Genomic DNA, 17,046 nt, shown 5'->3' on the forward strand with positions numbered 1-17,046 from the left:
TAACGGCTTCGATCGCTTTGGTGCGTAGGTCATAACTGTAAGGCGCAGGCATGGGTGTATCTCAATGCTTCTCTCTCTAGAATAGCGTCCTAACGTGCGTGCGTAGGGCTATAATAATTAATAACGTCGCGAATTCCAGGCATGGCAAAGCCCCCATAAAAAACTCAATCTTTGAGCTGCTTTTGCTAGAGCCTATTACGACCAGCAGTACAACGAGCAGCACAAACCAGCGCCACAGGTAGGCATAGAAACCCATGACTAAACCCTGCCCAGTAAACCTCCGTAGCAAAGGTGATTCAGCAGTTAGAAGTACGCTTAACGACTAAATTGCAGAATCACCGAGTTAGCAGCACTCAGTGAATAGAACTCAGTGAACAAACCAGGAATAATGCCGGTATAATACAAGATACTACACACGAATTATGATGTCGTCAAGCTCCACAAAACCATGCAAGAAGTCGTACACGGCTTGAAGCTCAGCAGCCATCAGCCACTGAGCAGTTCTCGGTGCGATTCTCAATCGGTAATGCAAAGGGCTTCTACACCTCATGCTGAGTAGCAATGGGTGGACTGAAGCCAAAAAACAACGGGTCAAAACCGACCGATCAAAACTGACCGGTCAAGACCAATGATTCAAGCTGATATCAGAACCATCAAGCCCACAGTTCACGACTCATCATGACTAAGACGACGAATCAGAATGGTATCCGACATTCTGTCGATGCGGTCGAGCGTGCGTTGCAACTGTTCGCGGTCGGTCACCTCAATGCACATATTGATAAACGCCGTCTCGCCCGGATTGGTTTTGACCTCTGCATTGCGCACATTGATATTGCTATCGGCCAATCGAGTCAGAATGTCCTTCAGCACACCTACTCGGTCGATAACCTCAACCTGGATATCAATGGGATAGGTAGGTGCACGACCTGTGTCTTCCATGCGATTCCAACTGACGGGCACTAAGCGATCCCCAGGAATACTGTCGGCATTTGTACAGCCCTGCCGGTGGATGGAGATACCTCGCGCGCTGCGCGTCACCACCCCGATAATGGCCTCACCCGGCACCGGTTTACAGCAGCCCGCTAAGTGATAGAGCAGCCCCTCAACGCCAATGATTGGCGACTTACGATTACCACCCGTGGACGCAGGCGCGGTTGGTGTGGGACGGATGCTGAGCAGAGCAGCAGCACTATCGCTCAGGCGGGCCGTTGGGTCGGGGGATACCTGAGACTTGACGTTCTCCCGTAGCTTATTGACAACAGCAGTAATCGTCACTTCGCCGTAGCCTAAACCCGCTAGGAGATCTTCTGAGCTGTGATAGTTGCATCGTTCGGCAACCAAGCGCATCTGGTCAGACTTCAGCAGGGATTCGAAGCCTTTTTTGCCGATTTCACGCTCTAGGAATTCACGGCCTCGGGCTAGATTCTCTTCACGGCGGGAGCGCTTGAACCACTGACGAATTCGGTTGCGAGCTGAGGCAGTCGCAACAAAGTTAATCCAATCCAAGCTGGGATGGGCGTTCTTGTTGTTCAGAATATCGACAATGTCACCATTCTTGAGCCTGGTGTCTAGAGGCATCATGCGCTCGTTGACACGGGCACCACAACAGCGATTGCCCACCTCTGTGTGAATGCGATAGGCAAAATCAACAGGGGTTGAGCCTTGAGCTAGCGCAATCACATCGCCCTTCGGCGTAAAGACATAGACCTCGCTATCAAACAGATTTTCGCGGATCGAGTCTAGATATTCCTGAGCATCTTTGAGATCGCTTTGCCACTCGACTAATTGCCGTAGCCAGGTGAATTTTTCATCTTCAGGCTTGACGGCATTGCTGGTGCCAGATTCTTTGTATTTCCAGTGGGCAGCAATTCCATATTCGGCAACATGGTGCATCTCCCGCGTGCGAATCTGCACTTCTAAAGGCCGACCGCTGAGGCCAATGACGGCGGTGTGCAACGATTGGTAGCGATTGGGCTTGGGCAAGCCGATATAATCTTTGAAACGTCCAGGAATTGGACGAAAACAGTCGTGAACGACTGCCAGGGCACGGTAGCAATCGCCATTGTCACCATTGATAATGACCCGTACCGCAGCGACATCGTAGATCTCGTGGTACTCCTTGTTTTGGCGCTGCATCTTTTGGAAGATGCCGTAGAGATGCTTGGGGCGCCCAGTAATATCAGCATCGCGGAGGCCGGTTCCAAGCAGCCGTTCGCGCAGCAACTCTACCGCTCGATCAATATGCGCTTCCCGTTCGGTCCGCTTTTCGCTGACCAGTTCCTGCATGCGCCGGTAGTCTTCTGGCTCCAGATATTTGAACGCCAGATCCTCCAGTTCCCACTTAAAACGCCAAATCCCCAGGCGATTGGCCAGGGGAGCAAAAATCTCACGAGTTTCTCGAGCAATGCGACGCCGCTTGGCATCAGGCAGATGCTCTAAAGTTCGCATATTGTGCAGCCGGTCGGCTAGCTTCACCACGATGACGCGAATATCCTGGGCCATTGCCAGAAACATGCGTCGAAAATTCTCAGCCTGACTCTCGGTTTTGCTTTCAAAGTTAAACTTTGAAAGTTTGGTAACGCCCTCTACCAGGCAACGCACTTCTGCACCGAAATGCTGCTCTAATTGCTCAGCAGTGATCTCAGTGTCTTCAACTACATCGTGCAGGAAGCCTGCAGCGATCATGGCGCTACTCCCACCCAAATCGCGTAGCATACCAGCTACAGCAACAGGGTGAGCAATGTAGGGTTCACCGGACTTACGGTACTGGCCTTCATGCAGACGATAGGCGAAGTCAAAGGCTCGGCAGATCAGAGCAGTATCGCTGCTAGGGTCGTTAGCCCGTTGATTCTGGATCCAACAGGACTGAAGCCAGTCAGGAACGGCGAAATCTAGAGATGACAGGACTAGCTCTGAGTCCTGTTCAGAGAGCGAGGCTACCGTCAGATTCATACTGCTGAGCCTATTCAGGTTGGTAGAAGATGGCTGTTGTTTTTATTGTAAAGAGTGTATCAGAACACACATGTAACAAAAGCAAAGATCATTGCCAGGGCAGTTACCTCTACCAATGGTTTACTCCTCTCTACAGCCTAAGAGAGACCCAGAAGCGTTTTCAAGTGAGGTTTGTGTGGGGCAAAATGGCAGATTACCGAGCCCTGACTTAGTTTTCCCATACAGGTCAACTCTGCTTGCTCCGGCAACTATATAGAGATTTGATCACAATTCTGGTTTGCCATGTTGCCTGACCCACACCGCCAGTCCTATCTAGCCTTTCAAGAGCGTTTGGATCAACTCCAAACCTTAGTCGGAAAGGCGAATCCAGCTCCCGCCCAATTGCTCCAAGTGTTTCTGGAAGCTCAACAGTTTTTTCAGGTGCAGGTGCTGGGTCTGGACGCAGAGGTATTACCTTTAGAAACCGAGCAGCAGTTGCGAGCCTACCAAACCGAAATTCAGCGGGAGTTGCGTCTGCTAGGAACCGATCTGTCGTTTTTGCAGGCAGCTCGGAAGCCAGAAACGGTGCAGCAACGTCAGGGACAAATCCAACAGCGTCTAGCTACCCTAAGCCGTTACTGTAAGGCCATCTTAGGTGAAGGCGGTGAAGGCGCAGGGGCTTAATTTCAGGGCTCAAATAGGTTCGAACAGGCCCAAACTAAGTCTAGGAACCAGCCTGGGATCAGAGCATGACTGGCTCAGCGAGTTCTGACAGCTCTACGACACCCTCGCGCCGGATTCGCTCCATCGCTTCATCCAGCAGGTCTGACCCTTCCTGCACAGTTGCGATGCGGCACAGTTTACCGCGCAGGTCCCCGGCACCGTAAAACCCCTTGGCATACCAGGTCAAGTGCTTGCGAGCCTGACGCACGCCGCGCTCACCTTTGTACTCCCACAGCGCCCAGAGATGATCACGTGCGCACTCTAGCCGTTCCAAAACTGTAGGTGGGACTTTATGCTCCCCAGTCTTCAGGAAATAATCAATTTCACCAGCCAGGAAGGGATAGCCGAGCGTGCCACGTGAGCACATCACGCCATCAGCGCCGGTTTCTTCCAGGCACTTCACCGCTGCTTCCACCGAGAACATATCGCCATTAGCGATCACGGGGATCGAAAGCTTCTCCTTAACCTTGCCGATCCAGTGCCACTTAGCAGGGCCGTTGTAACCTTGAGCACGGGTGCGGCCATGGACTGTGATCAGCTGGGCTCCGGCATCCTGCATGCGTTGGGCAAATTCCAGAATATTGATCTCCGAGTCGCACCAGCCCAAGCGAGTTTTGACAGTTACAGGTACTTTCACAGCCTTGGAGACCGAGCGCACAATAGCTTCGGCAACTTCCGGCTGACGCAGGAGCGAGGAGCCGCCACCATTTTTGGTGATTTTATTGACTGGACAACCCATGTTGATATCTACCAAGTCCGCGCCTTCCTCCACCGCTTTTTGGGCAGCTTCTGCTAAGAAATCAGGGCGGCAATCGAAGAGTTGAATACCAATGGGGGTTTCGTCCCGGTCTACCTCCATGATCTTGGGCAGTTGCTTGACGTAGTGCAGCCCAGTTGCATTGACCATCTCGGTATACATCAGCGACTCTGGCGAGTAACGTCGCACCAGCCGACGAAACACTTTGTCAGTAACACCTGACAAAGGCGATTGCAAGACTCGGCTATGCACCGTGAAATCGCCAATGTTGAGCGGGGCCGCTAAGCGGGCTTTCAAGCTGGGAGGCAGGCTAACCATAACGAAACACTGACGCAAAATGACTGGGACGGGACGGCACACTGGGCCCAACCCTAAACTCAACATCGAGCTGAGCCCTGTCTCCATCTTGCCTGTTAGTCGCATCCATTGGTGGGGAGAGTTCTAACCGCATCAGAATTCAATAGGATATTGAGTGATTTGCCTTTTGCTTTTGAGGTCTTCTCACCATGCCCTTTCCTCGTTCCAGTGGCATTTTGTTGCACCCGACTTGTTTACCAGGCCGCTATGGAATTGGAGATTTGGGGCTAGAGGCGTACCAGTTTGTAGATTTTCTAGCTCGCAGTGCTCAGCAACTATGGCAAGTGTTGCCGCTGGGTCCAACTGGTTTTGGCAACTCGCCTTACATGTGTTTCTCTGCAATAGCAGGCAACCCATTGCTGATTAGCCCCGAAGTGTTGAGAGACAATGGCTTTCTGGGCGAGGATGACCTGCGCAACGTGCCTGACTTTCCCTTAGATCAGGTAGATTTTGAGCGAGTGGTCGCCTGGAAGCTGCCACTGCTACGCAAAGCCAGTCAAAACTTTGCCCAGCATGCTACTGCGATCCAGCAGATGGAATTTGATGGCTTCTGTCGTGGTAAGGCGAGCTGGCTCGATGACTACACGTTGTTTATGGCGTTGCTAAATACACGGGAGGAGGCAACCTGGAACCAGTGGCCGCACGAGTTGCGCCATCGCAAGCCTGAAGCATTAGAGGCAGCGCGGCAGCAGCTAGCCGACGAAATTTTCTTCCACAAATACATGCAGTTCGAGTTCTTCCGGCAATGGTCTGAACTCAAGCGCTATGCCAATGATCAAAACATTCAAATTATTGGCGATATCCCAATTTATGTAGCGCACAACAGCGTTGATGTTTGGGCTCACCCAGAAATTTTCCAGCTCAACCCAGAAACTGGCGAACCGCAAGAGATGGCTGGCGTTCCACCCGATTATTTCTCAGCGGATGGGCAGCTTTGGGGCAATCCAGTTTACAACTGGCCGTATTTAGAATCGACCCGCTTTAGTTGGTGGATCGAACGCATTCGCGCTTTGTTGACTTACGTAGACCTGATTCGCATTGACCATTTCCGAGGGCTGGAGGCCTATTGGTCTGTGCCTGCCGGCGAGGAAACTGCGATGAATGGTCGCTGGATTAAGGCCCCCGGCTATGCGCTATTTGAGACGATTCGAGAAGAACTCGGTAGCCTGCCTATCCTGGCAGAAGACCTAGGGGATATTAGTCCAGAGGTGCTGCAACTGAGGGATCATTTCGAGTTTCCTGGCATGCGCATTCTGCAGTTTGCCTTCGGCAATGATGCCAAAAATCCGTTTTTACCGTTTAACTTCAGTGCCAATAGTGTCGTCTATACCGGCACTCACGACAACAACACGACCGTGGGTTGGTACAACCAAATCTCTGATTACGAGCGAGGTCGCTTGCACGAATACTTGGGCTGCACAGGCTCCTATGGCATCGCCTGGGACATGATTCGATTGGCCCTCAGCTCCGTGGCCAACCAAGCCCTAATTCCGCTTCAAGACATTTTCAGTTTAGGCTCGAATGCCCGTATGAACTTTCCCAGCAGTGCCGAGGGCAACTGGGCTTGGCGCTATCGCAGTGAAGCCCTAACCGAGGACTACAGCAATCGCCTCAAAGCCATGGTGAAGATCTACGGTCGCTATGCTGAATTCCCTGGGGCCAGGCTGGAGTGAGAGGGAGCTGAGGCAGGAGAGCCAGACCATAGCTCAGCCAAAAGCGAGAGGTGCAGAATCACTCTCTAGCTACAAGTTGCTCAGCGTATCCTGCGTAACTATCAGGATTAGGAGCTGTTGCCTTGATGAGCCGCTATGGAAACCAAACCTGCCCAGCCCGCTACCCTGAAAGATGTGTCTGCCCCTGAAACTAAGCCGTTAAGCCAGTCACCAGTTCAATCATCGCGTGTGAAGTTTGCGCTGTTTAGGTCTATGGTGGGTGCCCTTGCTAATCTTGGCCAGGCTTTCAGAGAACGAGTGACGCAGGCGGGTGGTGCTGCTGCCCAAACTGGCAAAACAGTCCTGGGCACCGCAACTGGTCTCGGCACAACGACAGCTAAGCACAGCCACCGCCTGCTCAAGCAAGCAACTGAAAATACGGGGCAGGCGTTTACCTGGGTCAGTGAAAGCCCCTTGCTGCGTCGTGCCTCAAAAGCAGTACGTATGGATTGGCTACTCGGCATCCTAGACCGGGTCGACCTGGTCAAAGCCGAAAACCAGGTCAAAAAGCTCCAGCAAGAACATCCCGAGGATTCTCCTAGCCAAATTGCCCATCGCCTGATGCTGGAGAAGGCAGTCTACACCGGTGGTATTGGCCTTGCGACCAGTCTGGTTCCTGGTCAAGCAGCAGCGCTGCTGACCGTTGACCTAGCAACCACCACCCTGCTCCAGTCTGAAATGGTTTATCAAATCGCTGCTGCCTATGGGCTTAGCCTTCAGGATCCAGCCCGTAAAGGCGAAATCCTGGCAATTTTCGGGCTGGCCTTGGGTGGAGGAAGGGCCATCAAGGCTGGTTTAGCCCTGCTACGCAATACCCCAGTCGCTGGAGCAGTGATTGGCGCAGGTGCCAATGCAACCATGCTCTACTCATTAGGGTATGCAGCCTGCCGCTTCTACGAAGCGAGACTTGATACGTCAGTCCCTCAAGCGACGCTGGCCGACTCTAAAACAGTAAGCGATAACTATTTGGCAGCAGCGATTGCTCAAGAAACAGTGATGGATCAGATTCTGGTCCATGTGATCCTGGCAGACCATCCTGATCAGTCTTGGCAAACTATTCTGCCGGAGCTTCAGGCTTTGCAGTTTAGCCCTACCTCTTTAGAAGCAATTGAGCAGCATATCCGCTCGCCCCAGCCGCTCGACAGCTTATTGAATCAGCTCAATAAAGACTTCGCTGTGCCTTTACTAGCTCGTTGCTATAAGATTGCTCAGCTCAACCAGACAAGCTCGCCAGACGAAGACCGGGTGCTCAATCAGATCGCTAGCAAATTCGACATTAGCCTCGATTCAATTAGGAAGATGGCTCTACTGGAGCAGCGCTGGAATTAAGGCGCTTAAGTCGGTGCTAATCAAGTCAGCGCATCCAAAGCCACAATGACCACAGTGATATTGTCTCGTCCCCCCCGGTCCTTGGCAGCATCAACCAGGGCAATTGCAGCTTTCTCGCAGGAGCGGATTTGCTTAAGCCGGTCGGCGATCAGGTGATCGGACAATTCCTCAGTCAAACCATCGCTACACAGCAAGAGCCGGTCCCCAGCCTGAAAATCAAACGCCTGGATTTCTATAGGGTCTAAGTCTTCTCGGCCCAGACATTGAGCCAAGACGTGCCGCCAGGGATGGCTGCGGGCTTGGTCAGGACTAACCTCTCCATGCTTCAGGGCTCGGGCAATCCAGGTGTGATCCTCTGTAATTTGCTCAAGCTTGGGACCCCGCAGACGGTAGAGCCGCGAGTCTCCAATGTGAGCACACCAGGGCTGATCACCCTCGAACAGCACGATCACAACTGTCGTGCCCATATCTGAGCGTTCTGGGTGCTCGTGTTGGTCTTTAAGGATCGCCCGGTTGGCCGCTTGCAATGCGCCCTCTAGAAGGCTTTTGGGTGGCTGACCACTACTCCAGTGGTCCTCTAAGTAATAGCGGATCGTCTCTGTTGCCAGGCGGCTGGCCTCCTGCCCCCCGGCATGACCACCCATGCCATCAGCCACCACAAAGAAGCGTCCCTCACGGTCGATATGATAGGCGTCCTGATTGGCTGAACGCAGGAGGCCCCGATCCGTTACACCTGTGAACAGTCGTTTCATGGCGCAAAACAATCGAATCTAAATCCCGGTACTAAAACATTTGCTCCGTACGATTGATACGCAGAAGCACTCGAATAAATGCGCCCACTGCAACCGCAGCTAAAACTCCCATACCAAGTGCTAGCCAACCTTTTCCACTGATCAGTAGCAGCGTTGCCGAGAGGACAAAGGAACCCGCTAGAAGGACGTAGTTAGTGCCCATATTGACACTCCCAAGCCGTCGCAGCAACCGGTCTGTCTCTTGAGACCGCACCCGAATGCGAATGTCACCCCGTTCAAGCTTATCGATCGTGTCATCAATTCGCCGAGGCAGACCCAAGGCCGTGTTGCTGACTTGAGCCGCTTGCCGCCCAATCTGGCTGATAATATCGCCGCCCGTTTCGAGGGGAGAACCGTTGCCGCTCATCATTTCTGTCGCAAAAGGTTTTGCGACCTCCATAAAGTTGAAGTCCGGATCCAACCCTTTCCCCAGACCCTCTAGAGTTGAGAATGCCCTCAAAACGAAGGTAAATGTCGCTGGGAAGCGAAAAGGTTGATCGTAGGCCAGCTCATACAGGTCGTCGCTGATGGATGCAATCGAAACATCAGTATGAGCATTGAAGGGCTGGTCCATGAAGTTGTCGAGCATGTACTGGACCGAACGCCGTACAGGCCCCATGTCGCCAGTGGGCACCAATGCGCCAAGATCAACCAGCGATTGCACAACTTCATCGGCATCCTTTTGGGCAACGCCAAAGAAGGTGCGCATCAGCTTAGACCGAGTAACCGGCTGGATCTGGCCCATCATGCCGAAATCGTAGAAGATTAGCCCCCCATCGGGACTAACCGCCAAGTTGCCGGGGTGAGGATCTGCGTGGAAGAAACCGTTCGTGAGGATCTGCTGCAGATAGGTGCGGGCCCCAATGTGAGCAATCTCCTTGCGATCTAACCCTGCAACCTCTAGGGCTTCGTAGTGATTGACCTTAATGCCAGGCGCGTATTCCAGAGTCAAGACCCGTGGTGACGTGTAGCGCCAGTAGATACGCGGCACGATGACCTGCGGATCGTCACGGAAGTTGCGACGAAAAGTATCTGCATTACGCCCTTCGTTGAGATAGTCAACCTCCTCGTAAAGGATGCGACGGCACTCGTCGTAGATCCCTATCCAGTCTCGGCCCTTGCCCCATTTCGGGTGGTTTTGGTAGCGATTGGCTATCTGGCGCAGAATCGCCAAATCGATTTCGAATAGTTTGCGCAAGCCGGGTCGCTGGATCTTGACTACGACCTCTTCGCCGGTTTTAAGCTGAGCCCGATGCACCTGTCCCAAACTAGCGGCAGCTAAGGGCGTTGGGTCAAAGAACTGATACAGCTCTGGAATGGTTTTGCCAAACTCTGCTTCGATGATCGCCTCAACCCTGTCGTAGCTGAAGGCAGGCACCTTGTCTTGAAGTTTGGAGAGCTCCTCGACATACTCAGCAGGAAACAGGTCAGCCCGAGTCGAAAACAGCTGGCCAACCTTGATGAAGGTAGGACCGAGATTGAGCAGAGTTTCACGTAGCCAGATAGCACGAGATCGACGACGCCTTGAGCGAGCTTCGTCAGTTTTGCCACCGGGGTAGCTCCACTTCTTCCCATCCAGCCAGAGATAAAGCAGCAGGGTTAAAACCGCCTGCCAAATATCCACCTGGCGACGGGTGGTGGAATAGTTCTCCCGGCTCCAGCGGTAAGCAGAATCAGAGGGCAGGACGGACAAGGCGGTTTTCTCTCGGTTCTTTGATGCAGTGCCTTTGGGGCAGGGTGGAATAGGGGAATGAGCCTCTACTACCTACATACAGAGTAGGACCGGGAGGTTAAAAAGAAATCAGCCTTGACGGCTACTCCGGTAGCGCTGGAGTTCTGAGCGTAATTGCGCAACCTCAGCCCGTAGCTCGTCAATTGTGGCTTGGAGGTCATCGCTTCCAGTTTTGACCAAGGCTGAGCGGCTACCTAGCATGGCACCTTGCTCATCCGCCAGGGCTCTATCCTGCGCTTGATTGACAAAGCTACGCATCTTTTCACGTTGCTCGGCGTCGAACTTGCCGAGTTCGCTTAAAGCATCAGTGAAAGCATCTTCAAGTTGCTCCAGCAGCATGTTTGCCACCGCTCGACCGAAGAAGAAAGCACGGACTTGGGGACTACTCATGAACAGCTTGGAGGTCTATAATGCGTCGTCTGAGGAAATTATAACCCGACTGCCTAGACCAGAGACCTCTGTCGCAGTGCTGTCAAGCTGGCAGCAAGAGCAATAGCCTCCAGAAGACTGGTTGGATCAGCAATGCCGCGTCCGACAATATCAAAAGCGGTGCCGTGGTCTGGAGAGGTGCGCACAAAGGGCAAACCGATGGTTGTGTTGACAGCTCGGTCAAAGGCCATGAGCTTGACCGGAATCAGACCTTGGTCATGGTAGAGCGCTAGGTAGGCGTCGTGAGCACTGCAACCCGGCTGGAACCAAGCCTGACCGGGTTTGACCCAAAGGGTATCTGGCGGGACTGGACCGCTGAGGTTGACAGCCGGATTTTGGGCTTGCCAATCGGTCAGAGCACTGCGCAACCAGTCGCGCTCCTCGCTGCCGAGTTGCCCGTCCTCACCGCTGTGGGGATTGAGGCCAGCGACCGCAATTTGAGCCTGACTCAAACCGAAATCGGTTTGCAAACAATGCCACAACAAGTCGAGCTTACGGTGGATCAGGTCAGGGTTTAGGGTACTGGGCACTTGGGCGAGGGGAATGTGCGTGGTTACCAGCAGGGTGCGCAGTAGCCAACCGGTATGGGGTGAGCGAGCCACAAACAGCATGCCAAAGCGCTCAGCACCGCTGAGCTGGGCCAGCAACTCAGTCTGGCCTGGATAGTGGTGGCCTGCTGCTTTCCAGGCAGACTTGGCAATGGGAGCTGTGACCACACCATCGAACTCTCCGGCCATGGTGCGCAAAATAGCTTCTTTTAAATAGTCGAAGCTGGCTCTGCCACTCTGGGCATTGCCCGAGCCGGGTGTGATTTGAGTTCCAGTGTCCAGTTCCAGCAACTCGATAGCATCAGGCTCAGCCAACGGCGTTTCAGTCTGCCGCCGCAGTTGAGTGTAAGCCTGCTCCAGCACGTGACGCTCACCCACCACGGTCAAGCGGCAATTACTAGGCAGATGGGCTAAGGCTTTGAGCACGACCTCCGGTCCAATACCGGCAGGATCTCCTAAGGTCAGTGCCAACTTGGGTAGATGAGACGTTGACAGCATGAAGGGACGGAGTTCTCTTACAAGTTCTCTAGAGCAAAGTTCTCTAGGGCGAAGCTCTTTAGGGACTTCTCTAGGGCTTTTCTAGGTTAGCTGAGCCTGTAGTTCTGCCTACAGAATACTGATTTCAGCCCAAGGCGGGAGCCAAGCAGCTATCTGCTTGTGCGAAGACTGAAGAAGCCATTGAAGAGCTCATAGAGAACTACAACCATGAATATTTTGAGAATCATCTTTGCTATCTTGTTGCCGCCCCTCGGCGTGTTTCTAACCACGGGTGTTAGCAGCGCGTTGCTAGTCAACATCTTGCTCACCCTACTAGGTTATGTGCCCGGCATTATTCATGCTGTGTGGATTATTGCCAAGCAAAACGAAGCTTATGGAGACCGGGCCTAGATTTGAGCTCTAGAGTTTAAAACTCTTGATTTTTAAACTCTAGGTTCAATCTCTAGCTCAAGCCCAGACAACGCCTTTTAACAACGCAACTCCGGCCCCAGCTTCTATTTTTCGACGATGTTCCAAACTCCGTCCCAAGCTGGGCCCGGGGGATTGCGGATCAAACTTTGACAACGCTCAATGTGTAGCAGGGTAGCTCGGTCATTAGGGCGCATCGTGAAGGCGTCACGAAAGTGATTGATCGCAATCCGGAACTCTCGACAGTCGTAAGCTTGCCGCCCCCTCTCATACACCTCTAGAAACCGGCTGAGTTCTGAGTCTAATTGTTCACCGTGAGAGCCGATTAACTCGTATAGGGTAATCGGCTCATTACGGTTACGCACTCGAATCGTATCTAGCTCGCGCGCTCGGATGTGATCCTTGCACAAGGCATAGGTGTGCTGGCTGAGGATGATGTCGCACTTGTACTGCTTGGTGGCATCCTCTAGCCGAGAGCTGACATTTACACCATCGCCGATCACGGTGTAGTCCATACGCTTACGGGAGCCGATGTTGCCCGAGACAACCTCGCCGGAGCTGATACCAATGCCCACCCGTACTGGGGTTAGGTTATCGGCAATTCTAGCCCGATTGAACTCCTTGAGCAGTTCGCGCATTTCTAAGGCTGACTGAGTAGCGCGGTGAGCATGGTCGGCAAGAGTCATCGGCGCACCGAAGACTGCCATGAGCGCGTCCCCAATGAACTTGTCGAGGGTGCCTTCGTACTTGAGTACGGCCTCGACCATCTTGTCAAAATAGCTATTGAGCAGCGAAACGACCTCGCTAGCGCCCAGATCCTCGGTCAGGGCGGTGTAGCCGCGGATGTCGGAAAACAGGATAGTTACATCCCGCCGTTCGCCTTCCATCAGGGAGTCGTCAGCAGTCGCCAGAACCCGCTCAGCAACGTCTTTGGTCACGTAGCGATAGAGCATGGATTTCATGCGTTTTTCTTGGCTGATGTTTTCCATCACTACCAAGCCGCCACAAACACCGCCTTCAGGGTCAGAAAGTGGATTGACCGAGAGGTTCACACTCAGTTCGCCCTGCTTGCCATCTGGCCCCATCAGCCTTAAATCTTGACCGGGGAAGTCTAGCTTGCTCTGGTTACGGAGGCTCTCGTGCAGATTGTGTTCTAGCTCGTCAAGCGGCACAATGTCCCAGACAAAGCAGCCTTCAATGCTCTGGGCCTCTGTCAGGTTGAGCAGTTTGTAAGCCGCTTCGTTAATCGTGACGATCCGCCCTTCCAGATCGGTGGAAATCACGGCATTGGACAAGCTGCGCAGTACGTCTTCCTGGTAACGCTTTTCCCGCGAGATTTGCAGGTTCTGCTCGGTGATGCGGCGGTTTTGCTCGGTGATGCGCTGGTTTTGATCCAGCACACTCTCGAACAGCTGGGCATTCTCCAGAGCGACCCCAGCCTGGATATTGAAAGCCCGCATGAATTCTTCATCGGAGCTGGTGAAGCTGCCCTGGTGCTTGTTGATCAGCTGGGTGACGCCAATCAAATCTCCCATTGAGTTAAACACCGGCATGCACAGCATGTTGCGAGTGCGATAACCGCTTTTGCGATCGGTAGAAGGATCAAAGCGGGGATCGGCATAGGCATCGGGGATGTTCAGGGTGCGGCCCGTGGAGGCGACAAAACCAGCGATGCCTTTGTTGGCTGGAATGCGGATCTCCAGAAGTGCGCCGTTTTTGCCTTGAGCCACCTTAGACCACAGCTCATTATGTTCGCGGTCCAGTAAAAACAAGGTACTGCGGTCAGCCTGCATCAGTTCGCGAGCCTCGTCCATCACCGCCTTGAGTGTGCGGTCGAGGTCCAAACTTTGGGAAAGAAATGTCGTCGCCTTGAGTAGAGCAGCAACTCCCCGTTGGTTGCGAGCAGCGACATAGAAACGCTGACAGCTTTCCAGGATGATGCCGATTGAGTTGGAGAACTCACGGAAGCGCTCCTCATCTTCATGGCTAAAGGGCTGCTCGCCGTTCTTGTTCAGCAACTCCACAACGGCAACCACCTCGCCCTCGGAGCTGTGAATTGGCATGCACAGGATCGTATGGGTTTGGTAGTTAGTTTTGCGGTCAATGTCTGGGTTGAACAAATCGCAGAGCGAGACATCCGGGATGTTCAAGCACTCGCCAGTGGTAGCTACATAGCCCGCAATACCCGTGTGCATGGGCAGCCGGATCTCGAGAGACTTCTGGCCCTCCCCTTGCGCAATTTTGGACCAGAGTTCCTCGCGTTCTGGATCTAGCAGAAAAATAGTGGTGCGATCTGCCTGAAGAATTTGACCAATCTTGAGGGTAAAAGCCTCAAGAATCTGGTCGAGCAGCGCTTCTAAATTGTCGTTATGAGTTAAATCAATCGCTCTTAAGGAATAGGTAAATTCCGTGGTGAAGCGATCCAACAAGTTTTTAAAACGATCTAGCGTTAAGCCCTCGACTCGCTTCGAAAAACCCCGATAGCCCTTATGCTCAACCAGAGCTGTCAGTAAGCCAATCGAGGGTGCAACCGGCATCTCTAGGCTGATGGCATTGGGTTCGGAGGAAAGCGGCGGTAGTGGGCTCAGGCTACGGTTAGAATCGTCGGACTCAGCGGAGGCAGAGGGGCTCGGCATATTTGTTATCGGATCCAGCAGTAACCTGGCAGACGGAGCACTCTATAAGAAAATTGTGACAAAAGTGACAAAGGATGTGTGATAAATTGCTCCCTGATTGCTTCAATCCTACCCAGGCTGCATCGACCTTTTTCATCCCTTTCACGAGCTACCAGCCTGCATCCGGACAGTCGCCTCAACCATGCTGACTCTCCGCCCTATAGGCGCGGTTTAGCTCTGCTCTAGCCCTGTTCTTCAACCTCGGCTTGCTACTGCCTTGTTGAGCCTTACTGAGCCTTGGCTGTTGCCTGACGGTTGTGGTGCGACTGAGACAGCAGCGCATCCGCCAAGGCCAAAGCTTCTTGAGCAGAAGTTCCGCCAGCAAGCTGAGCTAGTTCTTCGCGTCGCTGCTCCGGCTCAAGCTGACCTACGCGAACAACCGTGCGCTCAGAGGTCTTAACCGCTTTGGTTTTGCGACCTTTCTCACCTTTTTCTTTAATAGGCGAAATTTCTGGGATCTGCCGTTTATCGACGCGGAAGTGAGTATCGGCCATCGCTGCCACGATTGGCTGGTGAGTCACGCAGAGCACCTGATGGTGCTGGCCGAGCTGGTGCAGTTTCTCAGCAATTGCTTGCGCCACCCGCCCAGAAACCCCCACGTCGATTTCATCGAAGATCAAGGTGTCTACGGGATCTACCTGAGAAAAACAAGCTTTCAGCGCCAGCAAGAAACGGCTCATTTCCCCACCTGATGCGGTTTCACTCAAGGGTTGTAGAGGTTCACCGGGGTTGGGACTGAATAGAAATTGCACGCGCTCAGCCCCATAGGCGGTGGGCGTAACTGGCGTCAGCTCCACCTGGAATTGCACCTTATCCATGGCTAGAGGCTTGAGTTCCTGGATCAGACGGCCTTCCAGATTACGCGCTGCCAGTTTGCGCAGTTGCGTGAGCTTAGTACAGGCGGCGGTGAGGGTACTTTGCTGCTGCTGTACTGCTTCCTCTAGCGCTTCTAGAGAGGCACCGGCATCGTTGAGCTGGGACAGCTCGGCACAGATGCGCTGCTCGTATTCGATTACCTCCGCGAGAGTGGAGCCATATTTGCGACACAGGACCTTGAGTTCGCTGACCCGCTGTTCCACTTGCTCTAGACGGCGAGGGTCAGTTTCCAAGTCTTCGCCGTAAGCATTGATCAAGCGCCCCGCTTCTTCTACCTGAGCCAGAGCACTGCTGACTAGCTCCAGAATCGGTCCTAGCCCCGGGTCGTAGCTCAGCAGCTGGCTGAGGGTCGCTTCAGCATTGCCTAAGAGGTCAGCACAGGCCAGCGTGGTGCTGTCCTCGTTTTGGTAGAGCGCCTGATAGATGGTGTAGCTCTGCTGCTGGAGTTCGACGCTGTGGCTGAGGCGATGACGCTCTTGCTCCAAATCTTCCAGTTCTTTGGGGTCTTTGAGGTGCGCTTGGGCTAGTTCTTTGACCTGATACTCCAGGATGTCCAACTGCTGAATACGCTGACGCTCGCTGGTCAGGCGTTGTTCTAAAGCCTGTTGAGCTTTGACTAGGGCAGCGTGGGCCTCGGCTACTTTGGTGCGTTGCTTCAACAGTGGGGCACCGCCAAAGTCGTCGAGCCAATCGCGGACGCGAGCGCCTTGGAGCAACTGTACTGTCTGACCCTGAGCCGTGATTTCGACCAGCAGGTTGTGTAACTCCTGCATTTGCTGGCGATTCACCAAGATGCCGTTGATCCGAGAGCGGGAACTGCGCTCAGAAATTTCCCGCGAACAAACTAACTCTCCGTCTAGGGAGTCGATCTCTTGGCTAGCGAGCCAATCCTTGAGTCGGCTATTCAAATCAAAACTAGCCTCAATCAAGGCCCGCTCAGATCCGGTGCGGACGGATTTGCTACTCATGCGTCCGCCCAAAGCTGCCGAGATGGCATCTAGAATGATCGATTTGCCAGCACCAGTCTCACCGGTCAACACGTTCAAGCCCGAGCCAAAGGTTAGCTCCAGCCGGTCGATCAGCGCAAAATTCTCGATGTGAAGCGTCAGGAGCATGGGGAAATTAACAAACCGACCGGTAGAGGAATCCTGACGTCGTCAGGGCTATCAATAACTAATGATGAAGCGGTAAGGAAATCCGGAAACTCATTTTACGGTGGCCCTCCTAGTGGGACGGGCTGCACTTGTTACAATACGTTACGAGATCTTTTGTCTTAACCC

General features: G+C 53.3%; 12 protein-coding genes. 4 read left to right on the forward strand and 8 right to left on the reverse strand.

What is annotated here, in order from left to right:
* Nucleotides 1-666: 666 nt before the first annotated feature.
* The gene (locus H6F94_RS00005) at nt 667-2,952 is read right to left on the reverse strand and encodes a RelA/SpoT family protein (protein ID WP_190800182.1); all 2,286 of its coding nucleotides are present in this window, start codon (nt 2,950-2,952) and stop codon (nt 667-669) included.
* A gap of 282 nt (nt 2,953-3,234) precedes the next feature.
* Between H6F94_RS00005 and patD the strand changes: the two genes are divergently transcribed.
* Nucleotides 3,235-3,615: a heterocyst frequency control protein PatD gene (gene patD, locus H6F94_RS00010; protein WP_190800183.1), complete on the forward strand. Its 381-nt coding sequence runs from the start codon at nt 3,235-3,237 to the stop codon at nt 3,613-3,615.
* Between the two features lie 58 nt (nt 3,616-3,673).
* Here the strand turns inward: patD and dusB are convergent, their stop codons facing one another.
* Nucleotides 3,674-4,729: a tRNA dihydrouridine synthase DusB gene (gene dusB, locus H6F94_RS00015; RefSeq protein WP_190800184.1), complete on the reverse strand. Its 1,056-nt coding sequence runs from the start codon at nt 4,727-4,729 to the stop codon at nt 3,674-3,676.
* A gap of 188 nt (nt 4,730-4,917) precedes the next feature.
* Here dusB and malQ point away from each other — a divergent pair, with 188 nt between their 5' ends.
* A complete protein-coding gene (malQ, locus tag H6F94_RS00020) occupies nt 4,918-6,441 on the forward strand; it encodes a 4-alpha-glucanotransferase (RefSeq protein ID WP_190800185.1) in 1,524 nt (507 codons plus the stop codon).
* 135 nt (nt 6,442-6,576) lie between these two features.
* Complete coding sequence (locus H6F94_RS00025; protein ID WP_190800186.1) at nt 6,577-7,809, forward strand: hypothetical protein; 1,233 nt, start codon at nt 6,577-6,579, stop codon at nt 7,807-7,809.
* A 20-nt stretch (nt 7,810-7,829) separates the two neighbouring features.
* On the opposite strand, the gene H6F94_RS00030 is transcribed toward H6F94_RS00025, so the two are convergent.
* The 4 genes from H6F94_RS00030 to pdxA all read right to left on the reverse strand — a co-directional run bounded on the left by H6F94_RS00030 (nt 7,830) and on the right by pdxA (nt 11,807).
* Entirely contained in the window at nt 7,830-8,561 is a 732-nt protein-coding gene (locus tag H6F94_RS00030; protein WP_190800187.1) for a PP2C family protein-serine/threonine phosphatase, read from the reverse strand.
* Nucleotides 8,562-8,592: 31 nt separating this feature from the next.
* Nucleotides 8,593-10,293 carry an ABC1 kinase family protein gene (locus H6F94_RS00035; protein ID WP_199320098.1) on the reverse strand — a complete coding sequence of 567 codons (1,701 nt, stop codon included), beginning with the start codon at nt 10,291-10,293 and terminating at the stop codon, nt 8,593-8,595.
* 108 nt (nt 10,294-10,401) lie between these two features.
* Nucleotides 10,402-10,722: a DUF6825 family protein gene (locus tag H6F94_RS00040; protein WP_190800188.1), complete on the reverse strand. Its 321-nt coding sequence runs from the start codon at nt 10,720-10,722 to the stop codon at nt 10,402-10,404.
* A gap of 53 nt (nt 10,723-10,775) precedes the next feature.
* Complete coding sequence (gene pdxA / locus H6F94_RS00045) at nt 10,776-11,807, reverse strand: 4-hydroxythreonine-4-phosphate dehydrogenase PdxA (protein WP_190800189.1); 1,032 nt, start codon at nt 11,805-11,807, stop codon at nt 10,776-10,778.
* Nucleotides 11,808-12,014: 207 nt separating this feature from the next.
* On the opposite strand from pdxA, the gene H6F94_RS00050 reads away from it, so the two are divergent.
* Complete coding sequence (locus H6F94_RS00050) at nt 12,015-12,197, forward strand: YqaE/Pmp3 family membrane protein (protein WP_190800190.1); 183 nt, start codon at nt 12,015-12,017, stop codon at nt 12,195-12,197.
* A 104-nt stretch (nt 12,198-12,301) separates the two neighbouring features.
* On the opposite strand, the gene H6F94_RS00055 is transcribed toward H6F94_RS00050, so the two are convergent.
* Both H6F94_RS00055 and recN read right to left on the reverse strand, forming a co-directional pair.
* Entirely contained in the window at nt 12,302-14,851 is a 2,550-nt protein-coding gene (locus H6F94_RS00055) for an adenylate/guanylate cyclase domain-containing protein (protein ID WP_242040905.1), read from the reverse strand.
* A gap of 266 nt (nt 14,852-15,117) precedes the next feature.
* Nucleotides 15,118-16,881, reverse strand: coding sequence for a DNA repair protein RecN (recN, locus tag H6F94_RS00060; protein WP_190800191.1), 1,764 nt, complete (start codon nt 16,879-16,881; stop codon nt 15,118-15,120).
* Between the last annotated feature and the right edge of the window lie 165 nt (nt 16,882-17,046).

It is taken from the genome of Leptolyngbya sp. FACHB-261 (assembly GCF_014696065.1).
GTDB lineage: Bacteria > Cyanobacteriota > Cyanobacteriia > FACHB-261 > FACHB-261 > FACHB-261.